This window comes from Vibrio sp. 10N.261.46.A3, from assembly GCF_041472995.1.
GTDB lineage: Bacteria > Pseudomonadota > Gammaproteobacteria > Enterobacterales > Vibrionaceae > Vibrio > Vibrio coralliirubri.
Genome location: NZ_JBFRRH010000083.1, coordinates 70,549 through 94,182, shown reverse-complemented (window position 1 = coordinate 94,182; position 23,634 = coordinate 70,549). Strand labels below are relative to the sequence as shown.

The window sequence follows — 23,634 nt, the reverse complement described above, 5'->3', positions numbered from 1 at the left end:
GCCAGAGCCAGAGCCAGAGCGCCAATTTTCGAGTCACCACTCAAGCTATGCAGAAATACGCGCGGCTGAGTTTGAGGTTCCTAACCTTGAGGATGTTCAGAAACTACTGAGTCGTTTAGAGGCGACCAATGTTGTTGATGAACTGAACCTTGATGAGTTGATGGATCAGAACACCCAGAAAATCGCCCAGCAAGCTGACATGCAAATGTTTGATGCTGCGGTTGAGTCTGTTCAAGTGTTCGAAGAGCCAGAGATTCAGGATTGGAATCTTCCAGAACCCGATTTATCAATTGTTGTAGAGCCACCTGTTGAATTGCAGCAAATTGAAGAGTTAGCGACGGAACAAGTAGAAGTTAAGGCTGTTGAGCCTGAAGTTGATGTTCCTGAGCCCGAAACAGTTATTGAACCCGAAACTCAAGCCGGAGGTGCTGACCAGTTTACCTCTTGGGAAAGTACGGTTCGCACAGAAGATTTTCAAGTACTGTATTTCGATGTGAACGGTGTGACCTTTGCGGTGCCGCTTGATGAACTCGGTGGTATCCATCGCCTAGAAGAGGTCAATCACATTATTGGTAAACCGACTTGGTATTTGGGGTTACAAACCAACCGTGATAGTCAGCTAGATGTGGTCGATACCGCAAAATGGGTGATGTCTGAGAAACTATCAGGTGACGAATACAAAGAAAACTATCAATATATAGTGATGCTTGGAGAAAGCTTGTGGGGCCTTGCGGGCACTGAGCTCAAAGGCACCGAGTTGCTGAATACAGATAAAGTACGCTGGCGAGAAACGGCGGGAAAACGCCCTTGGCTCGCTGGGATGGTAAAAGAAAAAATGTGTGCTTTGATCCATGTCGAAGCATTAATCGCCATGCTAAACGCAGGGCTAGATGTAAAAGCATTGAGCTAGTACTACGATTGGTACAACAAAAGCATCAAGTTAATAATAGTGGTCGGTAACGACGGCAAGAGGATTATCTATGTCTCATATGAGTGAAGTTGAAGTAAGAAAAGATCAAACGAATGATGAAGTACTTCAATGGGTGACTTTCCAGCTAGAAGAAGAAACTTACGGCATCAACGTAATGCAAGTACGTGAAGTACTGCGTTACAGCGAAATTGCTCCAGTACCGGGTGCTCCAGATTACGTTCTAGGTATTATTAACCTACGTGGTAACGTTGTTACTGTTATCGACACTCGTTCTCGCTTTGGTTTGATGCAAGGTGAAATCACAGACAACACTCGTATCATCGTTATTGAATCTGAACGTCAAGTAATTGGCATTCTAGTAGATAGCGTTGCTGAAGTGGTTTACCTGCGTTCTTCTGAAATCGACACAACGCCAAGTGTTGGTACTGATGAAAGTGCTAAGTTCATCCAAGGTGTAAGTAACCGAGATGGCAAGCTGCTTATCTTAGTAGATCTAAACAAACTACTAAGCGAAGACGAATGGGATGAGATGGCTCACCTGTAATGTTTGAAGCGCTTCCTTTAAGCCCTGTTGCCCTGATATCAGGCGTTGGGTTTTTTACGTTATTCATCGTGATTTTGATTAGCAAAGTAAAACGTGCGATTCAAAAGCAGCTCGATCAGTCACGCCTGCAAGTTCGCAACTTGGACAAAGAGCTTCAAAAATCGAGTAAGCAATTGCTTGAGGTTCGCTCTGTTGTGGTTGGCCTTGGCCAGAAAGTGACGGAACAGCAAGATCTGATCAAGCACTTGAATGAACGCATTGTTGAGTTGGAACATGCTGACACCGATGGACGCTTGTACACACGTGCAACAAAAATGGTTCAGCTTGGTGCCGGGATAAACGAACTGATCGAAGAGTGTGAATTACCTAAAGCGGAAGCTGAGCTAATGATGTCTCTACAGAATAAGCTCGCGGGTAAGGAAAAAATCCCTTCGTTGAGAAGTAACCCTTCATCGTACGATGATCAACCCGATGCCTCTCGCGATCGCAGAGACCCGCCTCGACGTCGTTAAATTGAGCGCTTAATTCGTATTGAACAATTGATGTTTATTACGTATTCCTCTTAAAAGAAGCTTCGGCTTCTTTTTTTATGCCTGTCCGATCTATATAGAACGATGTTTATAAGTGCTTGTATCTACGACAATATCTTGTTTGTTGATGAAAATGTGTAAATTGTGATGCGGTGGTAACAGTTTCTTACCGACTTTGTTCTATCGAAAACGCCTAGTCCTGTTTTGTCACCATGTTGGTGTGCTACTATAGCGCTCTCATTACTCGACTAAATTTACCTATGCTAGAAGTCTCAAATTTAACTGCTATTCGTGACGACAGGGTTCTGTTTGAATCGTTGTCTTTTCAATTGAAACCAGGTGAACTGGTTCAGGTTGAAGGTCGTAACGGTACTGGGAAAACGACACTCCTTAGGATTATTACTGGCTTAGGCGATCGCGATGACGGTACTATCTCCTGGGACGGTGAGTCTATTGAATCGAGTCGAGATGTGTATCATCAAAATTTACTTTTTCTTGGTCACCAAACAGGTGTAAAGCGCGAGCTTAGTGCTTATGAGAACCTGAGCTTTTATCAGTCGATTCACAGTGGCGGTACTAGCAAAGAAGAGCTTTACCACGCGCTGGCTCAAGTTGGGCTTGCGGGCAGAGAAGACGTACCTGCGGGGCAACTTTCAGCAGGCCAACAGCGCCGAGTTGCGTTGGCTCGCCTTTGGTTGAGCAAGCAAATGTTGTGGATTCTCGATGAGCCGCTGACTGCGATTGATAAGCAGGGCGTGAAAGTTCTCGAATCTCTTTTTTCTCAGCATGCAGACAACGGTGGCATTGTGTTATTAACCACACACCAAGATATGTTTGCTGATAGCCCGAAACTAAGAAAAATAAAGTTGGGTGAGTAATATGATCTCTTCAATGACCACGATTATCCGACGCGAACTGCTTATCGCATTTCGACGTCAAGCAGATATCTTTAACCCTTTGTGGTTCTTCATCATTGTTATCACTCTATTCCCTTTGAGTATCGGCCCCGAGCCAAACCTACTTGCGCGTATTGCTGCGGGTATAGTTTGGGTGGCCGCTTTGCTATCTGCATTGCTCTCTTTAGAGCGTCTTTTCCGCGACGATTTTCAAGATGGCGCCCTTGAGCAGATGATGCTGATGCCCATCCCGTTGCAGTTGGTAGTATTGTCCAAGGTCATAGCACACTGGTTGTTGACCGGGTTACCATTGATTTTAATCAGCCCATTATTGGCTGTTTTGTTGTCTTTAGATTTTGATACATGGCTCTCAGTTGTGTTGACCTTGCTGGTAGGAACACCCGCATTGAGTTTTATTGGTGCGATTGGTGTTGCGTTAACCGTTGGGTTACAGAAGGGCGGAGTCCTGTTAAGCCTGTTAATCTTGCCGCTTTACATCCCTATTTTAATCTTCGCGACGTCAGCGATTGACGCTGCGGCTTTGGGCGTTGCATACAACGGCCAATTGGCGGTGCTTGGGGCAATGTTAATGGGTGCGATGACTATGACGCCTTTTGCGATCAGTGCCGCACTTAGAGTGAGTGTGAACTGATTGGGGTTCCGTTATCGTATAGCCAATGTGAACCAAATGTGTCGATTGGACTCATAGAGTCAGTAAAACTGAAAGCAAGACAAATAAAATTATTATAATTATAGCTTTAATAGCTGTAAGCAATATGAAGTAAGAGTGAGATTACAACATGTGGAAATGGCTCCATCCCTATGCCAAAGCAGAAACCTCTTATCAGCTTGCTGGTAAACTTTTGCCATGGTTTTCGATCCTAGCGCTATTGTGTCTATCCGTCGGTACCGTGTGGGGGCTTGCATTTGCGCCTTCTGATTACCAACAAGGCGATAGCTTCCGTATCATCTACATCCATGTTCCGTCTGCAATCTGGTCGATGGGCGTTTACATGTCGATGGCGATTGCTGCCTTTATCGGTTTGGTATGGCAGGTAAGGCTATCAGACATGGCCGCACTGGCGATGGCACCGATTGGCGCTGTGTTTACCTTCATTGCGTTACTAACTGGCGCAGTTTGGGGTAAACCAATGTGGGGCGCTTGGTGGGTTTGGGATGCGCGTTTAACCTCAGAGCTGATTCTTCTATTCCTATACTTGGGTGTGATCGCACTACACCACGCTTTTGACGACCAAAAAACAGCAGCGAAAGCGGCAGGCATTTTGGCTATCGTTGGTGTCATCAACCTACCTATCATTCACTTTTCAGTAGAGTGGTGGAACACACTTCACCAAGGCGCGACGATCACTAAGTTCGACAAGCCTTCTATTTCAAGTGACATGTTATGGCCGCTTCTTCTTAACATCTTCGGCTTCGCCTTTTTCTTTGGTGCTGTGACTATGGTTCGTTTCCGTAACGAAATCATCAGTAAAGAAAGTCACCGTCCATGGGTTCGCAAGCTTGCGGCTGAAAAAGCGTAGTAGGGTAGGTAATTATGTATTTTGAATCTTTGAGTGATTTCTTTGCCATGGGAGGTTATGCCTCGTATGTTTGGAGTGCATTTGGAATCACATTCCTCGCGATGATCATTTTACTGGTCGTAAGCGTTCGTCGTGGTAAGCAATTACTAAATGAAGTACAAGCTAAGATTGATCGTCAAGCTCGTATCGATGCAGCAAAAAATATGGAGAACACTCTATGAACCCAAGACGTAAAAAGAGGCTGGGCATTGTCTTAGCGATCTTTTTTGGTATCAGTGCGACTGTTGGATTGATGGTTTACGCACTTAACCAGAACATGGATCTGTTCTACACACCAACTGAGCTGGTCAACGGCAAAGATGGTAAGAAACCTGAAGTTGGTCAACGCCTACGTATTGGTGGCATGGTCGTAGTCGGCTCTGTAAGCCGTGACAATGAATCACTACGTGTTAGCTTTGATTTGCAAGATGTAGGCCCTAAAGTAACAATTCTATACGATGGCATCCTTCCTGATCTTTTCCGTGAAGGCCAAGGTATTGTTGCTCAGGGTGTTCTTAAAAATGCAACGACAATCGAAGCGTTTGAGGTGTTGGCAAAGCACGATGAAGAGTACATGCCTTCTGAAGTTGCGGAAGCAATGAAGAAAACCCATGAGCCTTTGCAATACACGACTGAACAAAAAGAAGGAAATGCTCAATGATAGCCGAGATCGGCCATTTTGCGATGATCCTGTCCTTGGGACTTGCATTGCTGCTAAGCGTGCTCCCATTGTATGGAGCCGCTCGAAATAACACATTATTGATGAACAGCGCACGACCGTTGTCGTGGGGTATGTTCGGATTCTTAGCGATTTCGTTCTTTATCTTGTGTTACGCGTTCTACACAAATGATTTTACGATTCAATACGTAGCAAGTAACTCGAATAGCCAACTGCCTTGGTACTACCGAATTACGGCGGTTTGGGGTGCTCACGAAGGTTCATTACTGCTTTGGGTTCTTATCCAAGCGGGTTGGACGGTTGCTGTAGCGACGTTTAGCCGTGGTATGCCTCAAGAGTCTGTGGCTCGCGTACTGGCTATCATGGGTTTGATTACGGTCGGCTTCTTGCTGTTCATTATCGTAACGTCTAACCCGTTCCTACGTACATTGCCTTTCTTCCCTGTAGATGGCCGAGACTTGAACCCACTGCTGCAAGATCCGGGTTTGATTATTCACCCGCCAATGCTTTACATGGGTTATGTAGGTTTCTCTGTTGCGTTCTCTTTCGCAATCGCCTCTCTAATGAGTGGCCGTCTTGATACGGCATGGGCTCGTTGGTCGCGTCCTTGGACAATCGCAGCTTGGTTATTCCTAACAGTAGGTATCGCACTAGGTTCATGGTGGGCTTACTACGAACTAGGCTGGGGTGGCTGGTGGTTCTGGGATCCAGTAGAAAACGCTTCATTCATGCCTTGGTTGGCTGGTACTGCACTGATGCACTCACTAGCGGTAACCGAAAAGCGTGGCACATTTAAAGCTTGGACAGTATTGCTGGCTATCTCGGCATTCTCGCTAAGCTTACTAGGTACATTCTTAGTTCGTTCGGGCATCTTGGTATCGGTTCACGCATTCGCGTCGGATCCTGCTCGTGGTATGTTTATTCTAGGTTTCCTAGTCTTTGTTATCGGTGGTTCACTGCTGTTATTCGCAGTTAAAGGCGCATCGGTTCGTGTTCGCGGTAACTTCGATCTGGTTTCTCGTGAAAACGCACTGCTTGGTAACAACATCTTATTGATTGCAGCGCTTGTCGTTGTGTTAGTCGGTACGCTACTGCCATTAGTTCACAAACAGTTAGGTTTGGGCTCGGTATCTATCGGTGCACCATTCTTTGATATGCTGTTCTTTTGGTTAATGATCCCGTTCTCGTTCCTGCTTGGTATCGGTCCTCTGATCCGTTGGAAACGTGACAACCTGTCTAAGCTTATTAAACCAATGCTGATTTCAGGTGCATTCTCACTTGGCTTGAGTGCGCTAATGGTTGCTCTACTGGCTGACCGCTTCAGTGGTACTGCTTTTGCTGGTTGGGTAATGGCGTTCTGGATCATCTTCATGCACGGTTTTGAGCTGCATGAGCGTGCGACTCACCGTCATACATTCCTGAAAGGTCTAACTAAGCTACCTCGTAGCCACTGGGCAATGATGTGTGGTCACATTGGTTTAGCCGTGACAGTGATTGGTATCGCGATGGTGCAAAACTACAGCATCGAACGTGATGTGCGTTTAGCGCCAGGTGAAAGCTACCAGCTTGAAGAGTACAGCTTCCTGTTTACAGGGGTTCGTGATAAAGATGGTCCTAACTACGATGGTTACATTGCTGACTTTGAAATTACTAAAGAAGGCAAATACATCAACACGCTTCACGCTGAAAAACGTTTCTACACCACAGCTAAGTCTATGATGACAGAAGCAGCGATTGACCGTGGCGTAACGCGCGACCTTTACATTGCAATGGGTGAACGTTTAGACGACAACAAATCTTGGGCTGTACGTATCTACTACAAACCATTTGTACGTTGGATCTGGGCTGGTTCTTTGATCATGTCGATTGGTGGTGCTATTGCAATCAGTGACCGTCGTTATCGTTTCCGTAAGCCAACAAAAAAGTCGGCTGAAGAGCAGGAGGCTTAATTCGAATGAACAAGAAGATTTTATTCATTCCATTGATTGCGTTCATGGTTCTAGCTGGAATCTTTGCAACGCAATTAATGCGCAACCAGTCGGGCGATGACCCGACTAAGCTTGAATCTGTATTGATTGGTAAGCCTGTTCCTGAGTTCGGTCTAGAAGACTTAGAACAACCAGGTAAGTTTCATGACCAAGCAATCTTTAAAGGTGAGCCATTGCTTCTTAACGTGTGGGCGACTTGGTGTCCTACTTGTTATGCAGAGCACTCTTACCTGAACAAGCTTGCGGATCAAGGCGTTAAGATCATTGGTCTTAACTACAAAGATGATCGCAACAAAGCGGTTGGTTGGTTAAAAGAGTTGGGTAACCCGTACCTAATTAGCCTGTTTGATGGTAATGGCATGCTAGGTCTTGACCTTGGCGTGTATGGCGCGCCTGAAACTTTCCTAATCGATGCTAACGGCGTAGTTCGCTACCGCCATGTTGGTGACGTGAACCCAACCAACTGGGCATCGACGCTTGAGCCGATGTATCAAGAGTTGTTGGAGGAATCGAAATGATTAGAAAGGCACTGATTACTCTATTCGCTACGTTCGCAATTTCAGCGGCGGTTTCTGCTGCACCTATCGAATTTCATGAATTTGATACCGTAGATCAAGAGCAGCAGTTCAAAGAGCTAAGCAATACACTACGTTGCCCTAAATGTCAGAACAACACGATTGGTGATTCGAACGCTGAGCTAGCGGTCGACTTACGCCAAAAAGTGTACGAGATGACAAAAGACGGCAAGTCGAAGCAAGATATCATTGATTACATGATTGCTCGCTACGGTAACTTTGTGACTTACAATCCACCACTGACACTAGCAACATCGATCCTTTGGATTGGACCGTTTGCGGTTGTTGTGTTTGGATTTGGTTTGATTATTTTACGAAGCAGAAAGTCAAAATCAAAAGCAGCAGTAGAGTCAGATAAAGACTGGGATGCAGACAAAGAAGCTCGCTTAAAAGCGTTACTCGATGAAGAGAACGACGGAGATAAGAAGTAATGACTCTATTTTGGATTTCTACCATTATCCTTTCGCTAGCGGCAATTTTCTTAATTGTTCTGCCTTTCATTAATAAGAAGGCAAACAATGATGAAATGCTTCGCGACGAGTTGAACAAAGCATTCTATAAAGACCGTCTTGTCGAGTTAGAAGTAGAAGCAGAGGAAGGTCTTGTTGATAACCAACAAGAACTGATCGCTGATTTGAAACAGTCTCTGCTTGATGATGTTCCTGCACAAGAAGAGATGAAGAAGACTCAAATCTCTACGCTTGGTGTGGTTGTACCGTCGATCATTCTTGTCGTCGTTGTGACTTATGGTATGTACTTTAAGTTCGGTGCATTGGACAAAGTTCAACACTGGCAAGAAGTGAGCTCGAATCTTCCTGAATTGTCTAAAAAGCTAATGTCATCGGAAGGTGGTGCACTAACGGATGATGAGCTGGAAGATTTGACTCTGGCGCTTCGTACTCGTCTGCATTACCAACCAAAAGATTCAACAGGTTGGTTACTACTCGGTCGTATTGCACTGGCTAACCGTGATGCTGAAACAGCAAAAGACTCTATGGAACGAGCTTACAAGCTTGAACCTAAGAATGAAGATGTTCAGTTAGGTTTCGCACAAGCTCTGATGCTTTCACCTGATGAAGCTGATCAAAACCAAGCTCGTTTGATTTTGAGCCGTTTGATTCAAAATGATTACGTCGACCTTCGTGTGTTCTCACTGCTAGCGTTCGATGCATTTGAGCGTCAAGACTATCCAGGTGCTGTGAAGTACTGGAGCATCATGCAACAGATGATTGGTCCACAAGACAGTCGCTATGAAATGCTTTCGCGCAGTATTGAAAGTGCTCAGAAGAAAATGGGTGACACTATGGGTGTCGACCAAGGTAAGACTGTTGCTGTAACGCTCGATCTATCTGCTGACGTTAACGCTGACCCTAACTCAGTGTTAATTGTGTCAGTGCACAGAGCTGATGGTTCTCCAATGCCTATCGCAGCCGCTCGTTACCCACTAGGGACTTTCCCTCGTACTGTTGTGCTAGATGATGGCAACAGCATGCTGGAAGGGCAAGAGCTGTCTAGCCTTGAAACTCTGATGGTTAGAGCTAGGCTTGATACAGACGGTAACGTTTCCACTCGCGAAGGTGATTGGTACGGTGAAAGTGAAGTGGTTGAACTGGGTGCTCCAGTTACCATTGATATCAATAAGCAATATTAATCATCACTTTGCATAGGTGTTAGCTATTCCGATTTGCAGATAAACGGTATAGACTTAGCCAAACAATTGAGGCCAGCGATTGCTGGCCTTTTTTATTATTTGAATTCCTTATGGAAAAGGTGATATGTCTGTCAGTGTTTTAAGACTCTCGAGTTTACTTTTTATCGCAAGCTTAACGGTTGGGTGTTCAAGTGCACCGGACGAAAGTGTTAACGATGATAACCTCGAAACCTCTGAATACGTCGAAGAGTCCCACCCGAATGATCCTTTTGAAGGCTTCAACCGCGCGATGTGGGATATCAACTACGAATATCTAGATCCTTATTTAGTTCGTCCTGTTTCCCTCGCTTATGTTGACTACACCCCAGTGCCAGTACGTTCTGGTATCTCCAATTTTCTAGCCAACTTAGACGAACCATCAAGCATGGTGAATAACCTTATTATGGGCAACGGTGAAAAAGCACTCGACCATTTCAATCGTTTTTGGATTAACTCAACGATTGGTTTGTTAGGCTTAATCGATATTGCTAGCGAAGCTGGGATTACCAAGTACGATGATAAGTCGTTCTCTGATGCGATTGGTCATTACGGGGTAGGGAATGGTCCGTACTTCATGGTGCCGGGTTATGGTCCACTGACAACGCGCGAAGTGACTGAAACCGTCGATGGCTTGTATGTGCCTCTGTCGTTCTTGAATTTCTGGGCTAGCTTAGGCAAGTGGGCATTTGAAGGCATGGAAACACGTGCTCAGTTAGTATCACAAGAAGCGCTGTTGGATAACTCTCCTGATCCATATGCATTAACGCGTGATGTTTACATTCAACGTCGTGATTTCAAAGCCGAAATTGAACCTGAAGAGGTCGACCTTGAAGAGGAAGATTTCATCGATGGTTATCTAGAAGATTACTAGAAACAAGATTTAAACTATCGATAAAAGAAAGGCTCGATGTTGATAACAACATCGAGCCTTTTTAATGTTTGTTACTTTATATTAAGTCAAACAGATTAGAAGCGGTAGTTAGCTTGGATACCCACTAGCCAAACATTACCTGTTGTTGTACCAACAAATTGGCCACCAACAGCTTCCGCAACATCGTCAGATTTATAACCACGTGACTCAGTGATTGGAGCATCTTTAGCAATGATGTAAGTAAAGCCCGCGTCTAATGAAAGTTGTTCAGACCATTGGTAACCCGCACCAATGCTTAACCAAGTGCGGTCAGTTTCTGGGATTGTAATAGTACGGTTTTTGTTACTAACAGCCGAAGTATCGTAAGCCACACCAGTACGTAGAGCCAGTTTTGGGTCAACTTGGTAAGTTGCACCTAAAGCAAGGCGGTAGTTATCTTCCCAATTTTCCACTTTAACTGTTTGGCTGCCGTATGTGTTTAATTCTGCTTGTAGTTTTTCGAAAGAACTCCAGTCAGTCCAGTTAAAGCTTGCATGAACTGCCAATGTTTCCGTTAACTGGTGGAAGCTTGCAAGTTCAGCTGTTGCAGGAAGTGCTAACATCATATGGCCATTGTCACGTTGACCGGGTGTCATCATGCCAAAGCCCATACCTTCAGCATGACCTTCTAATTTGAGTTCAACCTCAGATTTATAGGCAAAACCGATACGGTTGTTCTCGTTGATCTGCCATGCTGTACCTACTTGCCAACCCCATGCTGTATCATCACCTTCCATGTATTTCAGTGTTGTTCCTGCAGGGACAGAGATTGGTGCGCCAGTACTTGGATTTACTCCAACAGCATTCTTTGCAGGAGCTGTCGCGCCAAAGCTACCTTCACCCATCACATAGCGAATACCACCACCAACACTTACTTGCTCAACTACTTGATAAGCAAAGTTTAGGTTAGCTTCTTTAGTGATTACGCTTGCTTCATTGCCGAAGTGAGAAGCATTGAAATCATCACCTAGGTTGGTTTCCATGCCGTAGTTTGTGCCAAATGCAAAACCGATAGCAAACTTCTCGTTGTAACGGTGAGAAATGTAAAGGTTCGGGATAATAGCGTCATCTGCGAAATCGTTTGAAGATGCTTGGCTTGTACCTATCGCAGGGTGGGCGTGGTTTACTTCACCTTTAACATCAATGTTAGGGTTAACGTAGATACCACCAACAGAAACTTGTGTGCCTTCTAGGTAAGTCAGCATAGCAGGGTTACGCCATTGTGCGTCTGCACCGTCAGCCATTGCTGCTTCACCCGCGTATGCGCGGCCTAGGCCTGTTGCTGAGTATTCTGCTAGTTGAAAGCCTGCCGCGTGAGTTACGGTAGAAGTCGAAAGTAGTCCAACTGCCACTGCAGCAGATAGAAGAGTCTTATTCATTTTCATTATTATGTTCGCTGAATCATAAGTATTTAGTGGCGTGATTCTACTTTTAGAGTCATTACTTTAAAAATGAAATCCGAATAAAACAGTGTTTTAGGGATTTAATGAGTAAATGTGTTTAATTATTAGAGAAATAATCTAAATGTATCGGCTGTGTTGCGAAATTTGAGCGTACACTTGTAGTCATATATTGTCCTTGCAGGCTACAGTTGTAAGCTTAAATTGATGTGGTTCAGTGGTTTAGGCAATAAAAAAGGGTCGCATAATGCGACCCTTTGGGGATTACTTATTAGCTTATATTAGAAGCTGTAGCTGTATTGGATACCAGCTAAGATAGCGTCTGCGTGAGTAGTTGCTGTTAGAGCACCGCCACCTTCAGTTACATCTACATCTTCACCTAGTAGGTAAGTAAAGCCAAAGTCAACAGTATGCTGCTGTTGGAATGCGTATGTGAAACCTGCAGAGAACCATTGACGGTCAGAATCAGGAACAGAAATCGAAGTTACTTTATCTTGAGCTGCAGTGTCATACATGTAACCAGCGCGCAGAGTCCAAGCATCGTTCAGGAAGTAAGTACCACCGATTGCGTAGTGCCAACCGTCTTGCCATTGGTAGTTACCAATTTCTTGCTTACCAGCAACAGAGTCTGCTTCTAGAGTGTCAAATGTGTTCCAGCCAATCCACTGAACAGAGTAGTGAACTGCAAACTTAGTATCTTTAATCTCATGGTAACCAGAGAATTCAGCCATGCTTGGTAACGATAGGTATAACGTATCTAGTGGAAGTGCCCCACCTAAAGTCATGTCGCCATCTGCTTCAATTTCAGGGCTGTAATGGTAAGAAAGTCCAAAGCGGTTTGCTGAGTCTACTTCATATACCGCGCCAATATTCCAACCTAAACCAATACCATCTGCATCGATAGATGCTAGATTAGTTGTACTAGTGTTACCTGTGATTAAGTCGGTTTTTGTGTAGTTACGCTCTAGTTTACCGCTACCTTGAATAATATCTAAACCGGCACCAACAGAGAATTGCTCATTCACACGGTATGAAGCCGATAGTGCATAGTTGATACTTTTGATTTCAGTAGTACCACCATATGCTGATAGGCCAGTGTGTGCGCCACCTAGAGCGCTACTTGAACCAAAGCTGCTATCAAAATTATTGGTTGTACCGAAGTTAGAGTAAATACCAGCACCTAGTGCCCATTGGTCATTTAGTCGGTGGATATAGTAGATATTAGGAACCGGAGTACCACTGCTATTGTTTGCGCTATCGACAGGCACTGTGCCGCCTGCTTTTACGTTTGTAACATCGATGTCAGTCTCGATATAGTTGATACCAGCAGAAAACTGAGATGAATCAAACAAAGCCATTGCTGCTGAGTTACGAGCCATAACAGAAGCATTATCTGCGATAACTGCATCACCAGCAAAAGCACGGCCAAGGCCAGTTGCTGATTGCGAGTTAAGTTGGAAACCTGCTGCCATCGCTTGCGAAGACGCCAGTGTAATTGTTACTGCTAAAAGAGACTTTTTAAACAGACGCGTGTTGTTGGTAGTCATTCATTTATTCCTTTATATATCCGCCTCTACAGGGCGATTAATTTGAGCAATTGCTCAATGGTGGCTGATCCTATTCGCAAGTATACGATATACAAATCCGACCATTGGGAATTTTGAGTGGAAAATTATGGAAATGACGCCTATCTGGCACGAAAATGGTGCGAAATGCTGTTTTTTAGAGTTTTAACTCTAGAGGTATTGGTCGAGTGAATGGTTTTGCGGTTTATTTATAAATAAAGCCCAGCAATATCAGTGATATAATTGCTGGGCCTTTTGTGACGGGGCTTTGAGAGCGAATTAGCTCATTGGTTTGATCATTTTTGTCAGCTTTTCGGCGATTTTGGAAACATCCTCACCATTTTCACCCACAAGGATTAAGCTGCTACCATCGACGGGTGTTACCGAGCCGGACATGCCTTTTTCATCAAAGTCGATAGGTTTGTCTGTTGGAATACCAGTTAAAAACAGTGTTACTTTACCTTTTGCGCCTTGGAAGACCATATGTACTGCGTTGGATTTACCAAAGCCACAGTGGTTTAGGTAATAGACGTGGTAAGGGAAAGCATCATCAAACTGAAAAGCAAATGGATTCATTTTTGCGTTGATCTGCTGCGATGTGACCTGTTCATCGATGTTACTAACAAAGCTCTTCTCATCAACAACATGCTTCATCGCCGTATCAACTAAACTAGCTTGCGCAGGTGAAACGAATGCATTTCCCCAATTCACTTGACCAACTAATAAACCAGCAACAAACGCCACCGAGGCAGCCATTGCCATTGCTCGTCTCGCAAACGTAGGCCTTACTACTTTGCTTTCTTCGCTTGAGGTCTGATTGAACAGAATACGATCAGCAAGATCGTCTGGCACATCCACATTCATCGCAGAGTGGATCTGTTTATCAAGCGCTAGTACATCGTCTAAGAAGTTACTATTGGTTTCGCTATTCGCGGCCGCATCAACAATATCTTGTGTACGTTGTTTAGGTTCCGACAATACACGACGACGAAATTCCAAATCATCCATTATGTTGCCCCCTCTCTGCCTCTTCTGTATCCAACAGCTCTTTCAACTGATTTCGAGCTCTGAATAAACGTGTCATCACCGTGTTTTTGTTGAGATCGAGAATATCGGCAATCTCATCACCACTAAAACCACCAATCACTTGCAAGAAGAGAGGTTCACGGTAATCAATTTCAAGTTTCATGATCTGGGCTTGCAACCACTGATGCTGATGGTGCGGGTCATCACTGACACTAGCATCGTTACCGTGATCGTCGATATCAACCAGATCAAACTGTTTGCGTTCAAAACGTCGAGCGTTCTCGCGTCTCAAGATAGTAATCAGCCAAGATTTAGCGGCTTTTTCGTCTTGAAGGCTATCGAGTGATTTCCATGCACGAAGGCAAGTTTCTTGAACTAAGTCTTCGGCAATGCTTTTGTCTTTGCATAACCAATAGGCGTAGCGAAAGAGGTCACGATGATAGGCACGCACGAGTGCTTCGTATTTTCTTTGTTTGTCCATATCAGAGTTGACCGGACGCTTGGCTGTTTTCTTTCCAAACATTTTTATTATTGACACACGAGCCTCCATAATTGCTCTGCGTATAGCTGTCCTCTATACGTTGTGCTTCGTTTTTATATTTTTAGAGCTAACGATCGGCAGGAAATCGTAAAATCACATTAAAATTGATCTACTTCAAAATCTAAGGCCTCGAACCCGTTATAGTACACCTTGTCGTCTAGTTAGTCATTCGTGGCTAGCATGTTGAGCAAGACGACACTTCCTTTTGAAGGCTGACTTTACTTTCTCCTAATCAGGAAACTGATTATTTCAATTGGCGCTAAGTTAATTGCTTTATATACATTCCGACCACACAGCTTTGTGTGGTTTTTTTTTGCCTCAAGAAAACCATTCTCTACATTGCGATAGCAGTCCTGGCTTACAATAGTTTAGTCTCTTACGACAACCTTTCCCCCAAAAAGGTTCGCCTGAATGTGCAGTTATATTTTCAAACAGTGAGATACTCGTATCACGTTTATTTAAACGCCCGTTTGATTTAATTAACAACTTCTTTACAATGCTTCAGGTCAGACCTCTTAACTTTAAGGAGAAACCATGGGCAAACAGGAAGTCAAAACGCGTTCTGGAGAACGTGTTGCCGTTGTCGCTGGATTACGAACCCCATTCGCTCGTCAGAGTACAGAATTTAGCCAAGTGCCTGCGGTTGACCTAGGCAAAATGGTTGTGAGCGAAATGCTTGCAAGAACGAATGTCGATCCTGCGCTTATCGAACAAGTTGTGTTCGGCCAAGTCGTGCAAATGCCAGAAGCGCCGAATATTGCGCGTGAAATCGTGTTGGGCACAGGCATGGACATCAATACCGATGCCTACAGTGTCACACGAGCATGTGCGACCAGCTTCCAAGCGGCAGTTAACGTGACTGAAAGCATTATGGCTGGCACGATTGATGTCGGTATTGCAGGCGGTGCGGACTCTTCTTCTGTATTGCCTATCGGTGTATCGAAAAAGTTAGCGGCAAATCTATTAGCGCTGAGCAAAACGAAAACTATGGGTCAAAAGCTGAAGATTCTTAAAACGCTTTCAGTAAAAGATTTGATGCCAGTACCACCTGCAGTTGCTGAATATTCGACCGGTTTATCCATGGGACAAACGGCTGAGCAAATGGCTAAGACGCATGGTATTACTCGCGAAGCTCAAGATGCACTTGCTCACCGTTCTCACTCTTTGGCTTCTCAAGCATGGAAAGAAGGCAAGATTAAAGACGAAGTGATGACGGCATTCCCGTCGCCTTACAAAAAGTATCTAGCGGAAGACAACAACATTCGCCACGACTCAACGGTTGAAGGTTACGCTAAGCTGCGTCCTGCTTTTGATAGAAAGTACGGCAGTGTAACGGCAGCCAATGCTACGCCGCTGACTGATGGCGGCGCTGCGGTTATGTTGATGCGCGAAGGTAAAGCGAAAGAACTAGGCTTAGAAGTGCTTGGTTATATTCGTGGTTATGCGTTCTCAGCTATTGGTGTTGAAACAGATATGCTGATGGGCCCGACTTACGCGACCTCTCAAGTATTGAAGAACACCGGTTTAGAGTTGTCAGACTTAACACTGATCGAGATGCACGAAGCATTCGCTGCCCAAGTTTTGGCTAACGTTAAAATGTTCGCGAGCGATGAGTTCGCACAGAAGAATCTTGGCCGCGATAAAGCGATCGGTGGGATTGATATGGAGAAGTTCAACGTGCTGGGTAGCTCGATTGCTTACGGACACCCGTTTGCAGCGACTGGCGCACGCATGATGACTCAAACACTGCGTGAACTGAAACGTCGCGGTGGCGGCTTAGCACTGAACACAGCGTGTGCGGCTGGTGGTTTAGGTGCAGCAATGATCTTGGAGGTAGAATAATGTCTACGACTCTTGATGCAACAACAGAAAAAGAAACAGTCGCTCAACCAGATTCAACCTCTGCGACTGAATCAACCAAAAAGAAAGCGACAGCATTTACTCTTAATATCGATGAGCAAGATATTGCTTGGTTAGCGATTGATGTGCCCAACGAGAAAATGAACACGCTGCAAGCGGCTTTTGCTGAAGAAATGAAAGCCATCTTCGAGCAGCTAAAAGAAAAGCAGAGCCGAGTTAAGGGCTTAATCGTTCATTCACTAAAGCCAGATAACTTTATCGCTGGCGCTGATGTACGAATGCTTGATGCATGTAAAACGGCTGACGAAGCGCAATCTCTGGCTCGCCAAGGGCAGGAGATGTTCCAAACTCTGTCTGAACTGCCGTACCCAGTAGTCGCAGCGATTCACGGCCCATGTTTAGGTGGTGGTTTAGAGCTCGCACTGGCGTGTGATTACCGCGTATGTACCGATTCAGATAAGACTCGTCTTGGTCTGCCAGAAGTACAGTTAGGTTTGTTACCAGGCTCTGGCGGTACACAGCGTCTGCCTCGCCTTATCGGTTTGTTACCATCTCTTGACCTAATCCTAACGGGCAAGCAACTGCGCGCTAAGAAAGCGAAATCGCTTGGTGTTGTCGATGCTTGCGTGCCTGAAACTATCTTGCTTGAAGTCGCTAAGAGCTTTGTTGAAAAGAACTCAGGCGGAAAAAAAGGTAAGCGTCTTGCGTCTAAAAGCCAAGCGTCGACCAAAGAGAAACTTATTTCACGTACGGGTCTTGGTCGTAAGGTTATTTTTGAACAGGCTTCGAAGAAAACTAACCAGAAAACACGCGGTAATTACCCTGCAGCCGATGCGATTCTTGATGTGATTCGTTACGGCCTTGAGAACGGTTTTGATAAAGGCCTTCAGTATGAAGCGAAGCGTTTCTCTGAACTGGTAATGACTTCAGAATCTAAAGCCCTTCGTTCGATTTTCTTTGCAACCACAGAAATGAAAAAAGAGCACGGCGCAGACGCAGAACCAAAAGCGGTTAAGCGTGTTGGTGTGCTTGGCGGCGGTCTTATGGGCGCAGGCATCAGCCATGTCAGCGTTGCTAAAGCGAAAGTGCCTGTGCGCATTAAAGACGTATCAAATGAAGGTGTGCTGAACGCGCTTAACTACAACTTCAAGTTGTTCGGTAAGCAACGTAAGCGTCGCATCCTGAGCAGAGCGGGTCTTGAAAGTAAGATGCTTCAGCTTTCTGGTGGTATCGACTTTACTAGCTTTAATCACACTGATGTGGTGATTGAAGCGGTATTTGAAGATCTCGACCTTAAGCAATCAATGGTTGCGGACATCGAAGCCAATGCTAAGCCAGAGACTATCTTCGCAACGAATACTTCATCATTGCCGATCCATAAGATTGCAGAGAAGGCACTGCGACCAGAAAACGTGGTCGGTCTTCACTACTTCAGCCCTGCAGAGAAAATGCCGCTGGTTGAAGTTATTCCTCATGAAACTACGTCAGAAGAGACGATTTCGACGGTTGTAGCATTAGCGAAGAAGCAAGGCAAAACGCCGATTGTTGTTAAAGACACGGCTGGTTTCTACGTGAACCGTATTCTTGCTCCGTACATGAATGAAGCAGCACACTTGCTACTAGCGAACGAGCCGATTGAAAAGCTCGACAGCACATTATTGGACTTCGGTTTCCCGGTTGGCCCTATCACCTTATTAGATGAGGTGGGCGTTGATATCGGTGCGAAGATCATTCCAATTCTGGTGAATGAGCTTGGCGATCGTTTTCAAGGCCCTGATGTGTTCGACATTCTTTTGAATGACAACCGTAAAGGCCGTAAGAGTGGTAAAGGTTTCTACACTTACAAAGGGAAGAAGAAGGAAGTCGATAAGTCGGTTTACAAGCTGCTTAAGCTTCAACCAGATCCTAAGTTGAGCGATAACGATATCGCGATGCGCTGTGTGTTACCTATGTTGAATGAAGCGGTTCGTTGTCTAGATGATGGCATTATCCGCAGCCCTCGTGATGGTGATATCGGTGCGATTTTCGGCATCGGTTTCCCTCCATTCCTAGGTGGTCCGTTCCGCTACATGGATCAAATCGGTATTAAGTCACTGGTTGAGATGATGAATGACTTCGCTAAGAAGTACGGTGATCGTTTCGCGCCTTGTGATGGCCTACTGACACGCGCTGGTTTGGGTGAGTCTTTCTACAAGTAACTCTCTAACTCACTGACTAAGAAGCCCGTATCAAGCAATTGATGCGGGCTTTTTTGTTTCATGGGTTAGCGAAAGGAATGAGATTCCCGACTCAGTCATTCTTCCTTCTCGGGAATGACGGGGGAGTGATGTGTGCTGTCTGGCAGCGTTGGCTTGGTGTGGGAGATTCCCGATTCAGTCGTTCCTCCTTCTCGGGAATGACGTGGGAGAGTGATGTGTTCTGTCTGGCCGTCTTGGCTTGGTGTGGGATATTTCCAACTCGGTCGTTTCTCTTTCTTGGGAATAACGATTGAGGTATAAAAAGTAATCTATTGCGTTGACTAGAAGGGCGGTCAAACACACCTCAATCAAAACTACCGTCATCTCCTAAAGCGACGAAGGAGTGTAATAGGAGATCTGCTTTTGTGCTTCACCTAATAAAAAAGGTTGATGCTTTCACATCAACCTTATGATTTTCATTGCAGCTTTATCAACCAAGCTCAGTGTCTTTCGGGCGTAGCTGAAACTCATCAATAGAGCCAATCTCTACACCTGCTGACAGCTTATCTTCCTCATGATGAGCATTACCGTGAGCATGCATAATCAGACGATTTGCAGTGCGTGGTTTCAGTTGGCTGACCACAAAACGCATCATGTCTGAGCGAGTTAACCCCTTAAGGTCTTCCAATACGCGCTCTCTCTGGTTGAACTCAACATCCTTATTGCCTATCGCAACCCATAAGCGCTGAGCACGTCCTCGCAAAGTCGTATCTGGTGTTGAAATTTGATTCCAAAGGCCGCGTTTACTGCTGTGCCATTGATAGTCGTTAAGCTCCAAAAGCACCATGTAAAAGGCATTGAGAAACTCATCTATTGAGGCTAACAAGTCAGCAGGGGCGGCGTTAGGTGATTGCACATACAATACAATACCGGGATGTCGGTTGAGCGGCATATTGCCAGTACCGACCATGTAACCTAGCTGCTGCTTGGTACGTATCTCATGGAAGAAGGTGGCTGACATCAAATGGTTCGCCAATGAATACAGCGCAATGTTTTTAGGAGAAATATCAGGGCATTGATAATAAACCACGATCGCCGAATCATCTTGATTGCAGACTACTTCACGCTGGAAGCTGCCGTTTTCACCCAACATGATCAGTGGCCGTAGCGACTCTTCGTAAGCCTGATCTTGGACACGCAGTGCATCTTTTAGCGTTTCCGCCATCTTGTGTGCATCGGCTTTTATCCAGTCGCCATACACAAACATTTCTACGTGTAGTTCTGCCAAGATAGCTTGGACAAAAGAAGATAGCTCATCGACTTCTATCGTTTCCAGCGCTTCAATTAACACGGAATAGGGAGGGTTATTTGGCTGAAGTATCCCTGTCATTGCATTAAACAGCTGCGAAATAGGGCGATCTTGCGACGCGTTGTTCCAGTTTCTGATCAATTGATGCTTGATGGTTTCGAAGCGTGTTGGACTAAAGTCGCGTGCTTGGAAACGTTCAAGAATCATATTGAGCAGCTGTGGTTGCTTCTCGCTAAACCCAGACAGAGTAAGTGTTACCCCGCCCTGATGGGTGTACATGTTATAGCCCATTCCGGCGATTTCAGCCTGATAGGTATCTTTTTCCAGCGAATCTAAGAACATTTCTACGCACAAGCGTGTTTTAACGATATTTCTTGGGCTAGCGACCGAGTGCGGGCTATCGATAGCAACATACACCACACCTTTTGGCACTCGGAATTGATGGTCTTGCAGATGCCATAGCTTAAAGCCATCGAGCTCTTCTAACAGTTGTGGGAACTTAGCGTCACCTTCGAGTTCAGTCGGGTCTAGATCGTAGCAAATAAACGGGTTTTTGCTTGGGAGCTCAAACTGCCAACCCGGGTTAATACACGTAAAGCATTGGATTTGTTCAGTGCTAAAAGGTGTGACTGAATAGGGCGTAAAGTACCACTTCGCTTCTCTGTTATATTCGAATCCCTGAGCAACAATGGTCGCACGCATGTTGTCGACGGTTAAGTAAGGCAGCAAAGAACGCTGTAATTCGTCATCGAAATGCGACATTTTGTAATCGCCATACACCACATCTTGCTCTTGATAGTGTTGCATGTTGATAACGAGATGGCTGACGACATCAAGCGGTCTTGCTGGCTCTTGAAAGCGGAAAGCAGACTCAAGAACGGCGCGTTTTTCTAGGTAGCGCCACTCCTCTATGCCTTGTTGCTCGACTAACTTGATGTACTGAAATATCGCTTGGATGATGTTATCGGTTTTGGTTAAACCTTCAATGGTCAACGAGCAACTGACTGTGAAATCACGGTAGTTACTGCCACTCGCGCCACCACCTGCAGAGAGAGATGTTATCCAGCCTTTCTCTTTGAGTTGCATCATCAAACTGCCTTCACCTTCGTAACCTAAAAGGTGGGCAAAGAACGACAATGGCTTAACGCCGTAGTGTTCGTCCATGCTTGGCATTGGGAAGGTTAAGATCAGTTTGCGTACTTCTTTAATTGGTTCAACGCGGACTTGTACGCCCGTGCTTAACTCGCCGATAATCGGTACTTCAACCTTTTTGCCTTGTAGGTTGTGATTGGTGATCGAGCTAAAGCGATCCTCAACCCAGCTTTGCATCTCATCTAATGACTGATTGCCAGAAAGCGTCAGCGTCATTAAGTCAGCAGAGTATTGTTGCTGGTGGAAAGCCAAGATCTCTTGTCGAATCGTCTCGCCATTTCTGTCGCCCAACGTATCGATATTACCGACAGAAAACTTCGAGAATGGGTGATTGTGATTCACCAGTTCTTTGGTAACTTGGTACAAGCGTCGTGAGTCGTCGTTGAGTTTCATCTTGTATTCGGAATCAACGGCTTGGCGTTCTTTGTCTAACGCTTCTTCGTTGAACAGGGGAGCGGTAAAAAATTGGCTGAAGCGATCGAGTGCGGTTTCAAAGGCATTCAATTCAACATCAAAAAAGAAGCAGGTGTGCTCTGTTCCTGTCCAAGCATTGTTGCTGCCGCCATGCTGGCTGATAAAACTTTGGAACTCTCCGACCTTTGGATACTTTTCAGTTCCTAAAAATAGCATATGCTCTAAGTAGTGAGCTAAACCCTCTCGGTCTGTAGGGTCATCAAAATGCCCCACATTGACGGCTAATGCGGCTGCTGCTTTTTGAGCATTTTGGTCCTGAACTAACAGTACACGTAACCCGTTATTTAAGGTTATGTAGCGGTATTGATGTTCATCATTTGGGCTTAAGTGCACAGGAGCATCTCCAGAGAAGGTGGTTTTTAAATTATGTACCCGATGATTCGGCGTGCAAACCTTGTGATCATATTTTGGGATATGAAGTGCTTTTTGGCGATTTCTAAATCACTTTTATCGATTTTTATCAGTAATTTATTTTCTTTTAACAAGATTGTTAAGAAAGTCGAACTCTTTGGCAAGTGACTTGATATAATTATTTATATTGACTGCGGTTTCTCTGGATTGAGAGCCAAACCTAAGTAGCGTTTCGCTGATATATGGGATATATCGACTTTCGACATGTTACGAAGACAGGATTGAACATGAAAATATTCATTATGCGCCACGGTGAAGCAGAACATTTTGCGAACTCGGATGCAGAACGAGCGTTGACCAAGCGCGGGAAAATGGCTTCTCTTGCAGTGGCACAAGCTGCAAATGAGCAGGGGATTAGTCAATTCGATAAAGTGCTGGTGAGCCCATATTTAAGGGCACAAGAAACGTGGTTAGAGATCTCTCAGGCGTTTTCTGGAAAGAAAGTTGAAACCTGTGATGATATTACGCCTTATGGAATGTCCGACGATGTGTTTGATTTGACCTTAGCAATGGCTGAAGTAGAAAAACTAGAGACCATTTTATTTGTTTCTCATTTACCTCTAGTGGGCTACCTAACGGCAGAGTTTGCAACAGGCATGGCGCCGCCTATGTTTCCCACTTCGGGCCTAGCGTGTATCGACTTCAACCTTGAGACACAAAAAGGAGAGTTGCTTTGGAACATCAATCCATAAGCTCGTTGAACTCTGTCGGATGGCAAAGTTGAAGACAAATAGAAAGGGCATCTCAATATGATTGGGATGCCCTTTGTTGTTTTTTGGTGAGAGAGAATTCGTTAACCAGAATTATTTCTCAGGAATCGATAATAGAACCAATAGTGCGCCATTGCCGCCAAACTCTAACGGCGCTTGGTGGAAAGCCATCACATCTGGGTGCTGTGCTAACCACAAAGGTACCTTCTGTTTAAGGATGTGTTTGCCGATACCGTGTTGAACGCAGGCACACGCCACGCTCTCTTTTACGCAGTGCGCAATCATCGCGCCAAGCTCACGTTTGGCTTCTTGCTGAGTCATACCATGCATATCAAGATACACGTCTGGCACGTAGACACCGCGACGCAGGCGCTTCACCTCATATTTAGAGACATCATCACGCGCATAACGCGTTGGGCCGTCTTCACTAAGGTGCGGAATGAACTCATCCGAGAAATAAAACTCGCTATCACTCGCTTGTCTTGCCGTTCGAGTAATTTCTTTTTGCTTGGCATTTCTTTTTGGCTGCTGGACTATGGTATCCTGTTGCAACTTTTTAACGCCCTTTACTGCATCGTTGAATAGGGCGAAATCGTCATCGAAGTCGGTGTCTTTTTTGCTCATCAGGTTATGAATTCTAATTAGAAACGTAATTAGCAGTATTGTAGCGCTTTTCGGAGACAATT

At 45.0% G+C, this 23,634-nt stretch carries 22 protein-coding genes; 16 read left to right on the top strand and 6 right to left on the bottom strand.

Features of this window, described 5'->3' with window-relative positions; genetic code table 11:
• The 13 genes from AB4484_RS19620 to AB4484_RS19560 form a co-directional block, all read left to right on the top strand.
• A partial coding sequence (locus tag AB4484_RS19620) for a chemotaxis protein CheW (protein ID WP_372079905.1) occupies window positions 1–910 on the top strand: 910 nt, incomplete at its 5' end.
• A 70-nt stretch (window positions 911–980) separates the two neighbouring features.
• Entirely contained in the window at window positions 981–1,475 is a 495-nt protein-coding gene (locus AB4484_RS19615) for a chemotaxis protein CheW (protein ID WP_009848530.1), read from the top strand.
• Window positions 1,475–1,987 (top strand): DUF2802 domain-containing protein, encoded by a 513-nt coding sequence (locus tag AB4484_RS19610; protein ID WP_372079903.1) that lies wholly within the window; start codon window positions 1,475–1,477, stop codon window positions 1,985–1,987. Before AB4484_RS19615 ends, AB4484_RS19610 begins: the two co-directional genes overlap by 1 nt.
• A 278-nt stretch (window positions 1,988–2,265) precedes the next feature.
• The gene (ccmA, locus tag AB4484_RS19605; RefSeq protein ID WP_048607846.1) at window positions 2,266–2,883 is read left to right on the top strand and encodes a cytochrome c biogenesis heme-transporting ATPase CcmA; all 618 of its coding nucleotides are present in this window, start codon (window positions 2,266–2,268) and stop codon (window positions 2,881–2,883) included.
• A gap of 1 nt (window position 2,884) precedes the next feature.
• A complete protein-coding gene (ccmB, locus tag AB4484_RS19600; RefSeq protein WP_017060658.1) occupies window positions 2,885–3,553 on the top strand; it encodes a heme exporter protein CcmB in 669 nt (222 codons plus the stop codon).
• 148 nt (window positions 3,554–3,701) lie between these two features.
• Complete coding sequence (locus AB4484_RS19595; protein ID WP_017064107.1) at window positions 3,702–4,442, top strand: heme ABC transporter permease; 741 nt, start codon at window positions 3,702–3,704, stop codon at window positions 4,440–4,442.
• A gap of 14 nt (window positions 4,443–4,456) precedes the next feature.
• Entirely contained in the window at window positions 4,457–4,663 is a 207-nt protein-coding gene (ccmD, locus tag AB4484_RS19590) for a heme exporter protein CcmD (RefSeq protein WP_009848525.1), read from the top strand.
• Window positions 4,660–5,142 carry a cytochrome c maturation protein CcmE gene (ccmE, locus tag AB4484_RS19585; protein ID WP_017064106.1) on the top strand — a complete coding sequence of 161 codons (483 nt, stop codon included), beginning with the start codon at window positions 4,660–4,662 and terminating at the stop codon, window positions 5,140–5,142. Before ccmD ends, ccmE begins: the two co-directional genes overlap by 4 nt.
• Window positions 5,139–7,109, top strand: a complete 1,971-nt coding sequence (locus AB4484_RS19580; RefSeq protein WP_048607849.1) for a heme lyase CcmF/NrfE family subunit — start codon at window positions 5,139–5,141, stop codon at window positions 7,107–7,109. Before ccmE ends, AB4484_RS19580 begins: the two co-directional genes overlap by 4 nt.
• Before the next feature lie 5 nt (window positions 7,110–7,114).
• Window positions 7,115–7,666 carry a DsbE family thiol:disulfide interchange protein gene (locus AB4484_RS19575; protein ID WP_017060653.1) on the top strand — a complete coding sequence of 184 codons (552 nt, stop codon included), beginning with the start codon at window positions 7,115–7,117 and terminating at the stop codon, window positions 7,664–7,666.
• Complete coding sequence (locus AB4484_RS19570) at window positions 7,663–8,154, top strand: cytochrome c-type biogenesis protein (protein ID WP_248383855.1); 492 nt, start codon at window positions 7,663–7,665, stop codon at window positions 8,152–8,154. Before AB4484_RS19575 ends, AB4484_RS19570 begins: the two co-directional genes overlap by 4 nt.
• Window positions 8,154–9,374 (top strand): c-type cytochrome biogenesis protein CcmI, encoded by a 1,221-nt coding sequence (gene ccmI / locus AB4484_RS19565; protein WP_050621064.1) that lies wholly within the window; start codon window positions 8,154–8,156, stop codon window positions 9,372–9,374. The genes AB4484_RS19570 and ccmI overlap by 1 nt, the downstream gene beginning before the upstream one ends.
• A gap of 124 nt (window positions 9,375–9,498) precedes the next feature.
• On the top strand, window positions 9,499–10,284 hold the full coding sequence (locus AB4484_RS19560; protein ID WP_052879757.1) for a VacJ family lipoprotein: 786 nt from the start codon (window positions 9,499–9,501) through the stop codon (window positions 10,282–10,284).
• A gap of 95 nt (window positions 10,285–10,379) precedes the next feature.
• Here AB4484_RS19560 and AB4484_RS19555 read toward each other — a convergent pair whose 3' ends face one another.
• The 4 genes from AB4484_RS19555 to AB4484_RS19540 form a co-directional block, all read right to left on the bottom strand.
• The gene (locus tag AB4484_RS19555; protein WP_172380351.1) at window positions 10,380–11,708 is read right to left on the bottom strand and encodes an outer membrane protein transport protein; all 1,329 of its coding nucleotides are present in this window, start codon (window positions 11,706–11,708) and stop codon (window positions 10,380–10,382) included.
• Window positions 11,709–12,004: 296 nt separating this feature from the next.
• Window positions 12,005–13,270: an outer membrane protein transport protein gene (locus AB4484_RS19550; protein ID WP_248337338.1), complete on the bottom strand. Its 1,266-nt coding sequence runs from the start codon at window positions 13,268–13,270 to the stop codon at window positions 12,005–12,007.
• Between the two features lie 297 nt (window positions 13,271–13,567).
• Entirely contained in the window at window positions 13,568–14,296 is a 729-nt protein-coding gene (locus tag AB4484_RS19545; RefSeq protein WP_372079899.1) for a DUF3379 domain-containing protein, read from the bottom strand.
• On the bottom strand, window positions 14,289–14,837 hold the full coding sequence (locus tag AB4484_RS19540) for a sigma-70 family RNA polymerase sigma factor (RefSeq protein ID WP_017060646.1): 549 nt from the start codon (window positions 14,835–14,837) through the stop codon (window positions 14,289–14,291). The genes AB4484_RS19545 and AB4484_RS19540 overlap by 8 nt, the downstream gene beginning before the upstream one ends.
• Window positions 14,838–15,389: 552 nt before the next feature.
• On the opposite strand from AB4484_RS19540, the gene fadI reads away from it, so the two are divergent.
• Both fadI and fadJ read left to right on the top strand, forming a co-directional pair.
• On the top strand, window positions 15,390–16,697 hold the full coding sequence (gene fadI / locus AB4484_RS19535) for an acetyl-CoA C-acyltransferase FadI (RefSeq protein WP_372079898.1): 1,308 nt from the start codon (window positions 15,390–15,392) through the stop codon (window positions 16,695–16,697).
• On the top strand, window positions 16,697–18,913 hold the full coding sequence (gene fadJ / locus AB4484_RS19530) for a fatty acid oxidation complex subunit alpha FadJ (RefSeq protein WP_372079896.1): 2,217 nt from the start codon (window positions 16,697–16,699) through the stop codon (window positions 18,911–18,913). The genes fadI and fadJ overlap by 1 nt, the downstream gene beginning before the upstream one ends.
• 469 nt (window positions 18,914–19,382) lie before the next feature.
• Here the strand turns inward: fadJ and AB4484_RS19525 are convergent, their stop codons facing one another.
• Window positions 19,383–22,160 (bottom strand): insulinase family protein, encoded by a 2,778-nt coding sequence (locus tag AB4484_RS19525; protein ID WP_372079894.1) that lies wholly within the window; start codon window positions 22,158–22,160, stop codon window positions 19,383–19,385.
• A gap of 305 nt (window positions 22,161–22,465) precedes the next feature.
• Here AB4484_RS19525 and sixA point away from each other — a divergent pair, with 305 nt between their 5' ends.
• Window positions 22,466–22,930, top strand: a complete 465-nt coding sequence (gene sixA / locus AB4484_RS19520; protein WP_017064097.1) for a phosphohistidine phosphatase SixA — start codon at window positions 22,466–22,468, stop codon at window positions 22,928–22,930.
• A gap of 111 nt (window positions 22,931–23,041) precedes the next feature.
• Here the strand turns inward: sixA and smrB are convergent, their stop codons facing one another.
• Complete coding sequence (smrB, locus tag AB4484_RS19515; RefSeq protein ID WP_017633130.1) at window positions 23,042–23,572, bottom strand: endonuclease SmrB; 531 nt, start codon at window positions 23,570–23,572, stop codon at window positions 23,042–23,044.
• Between the last annotated feature and the right edge of the window lie 62 nt (window positions 23,573–23,634).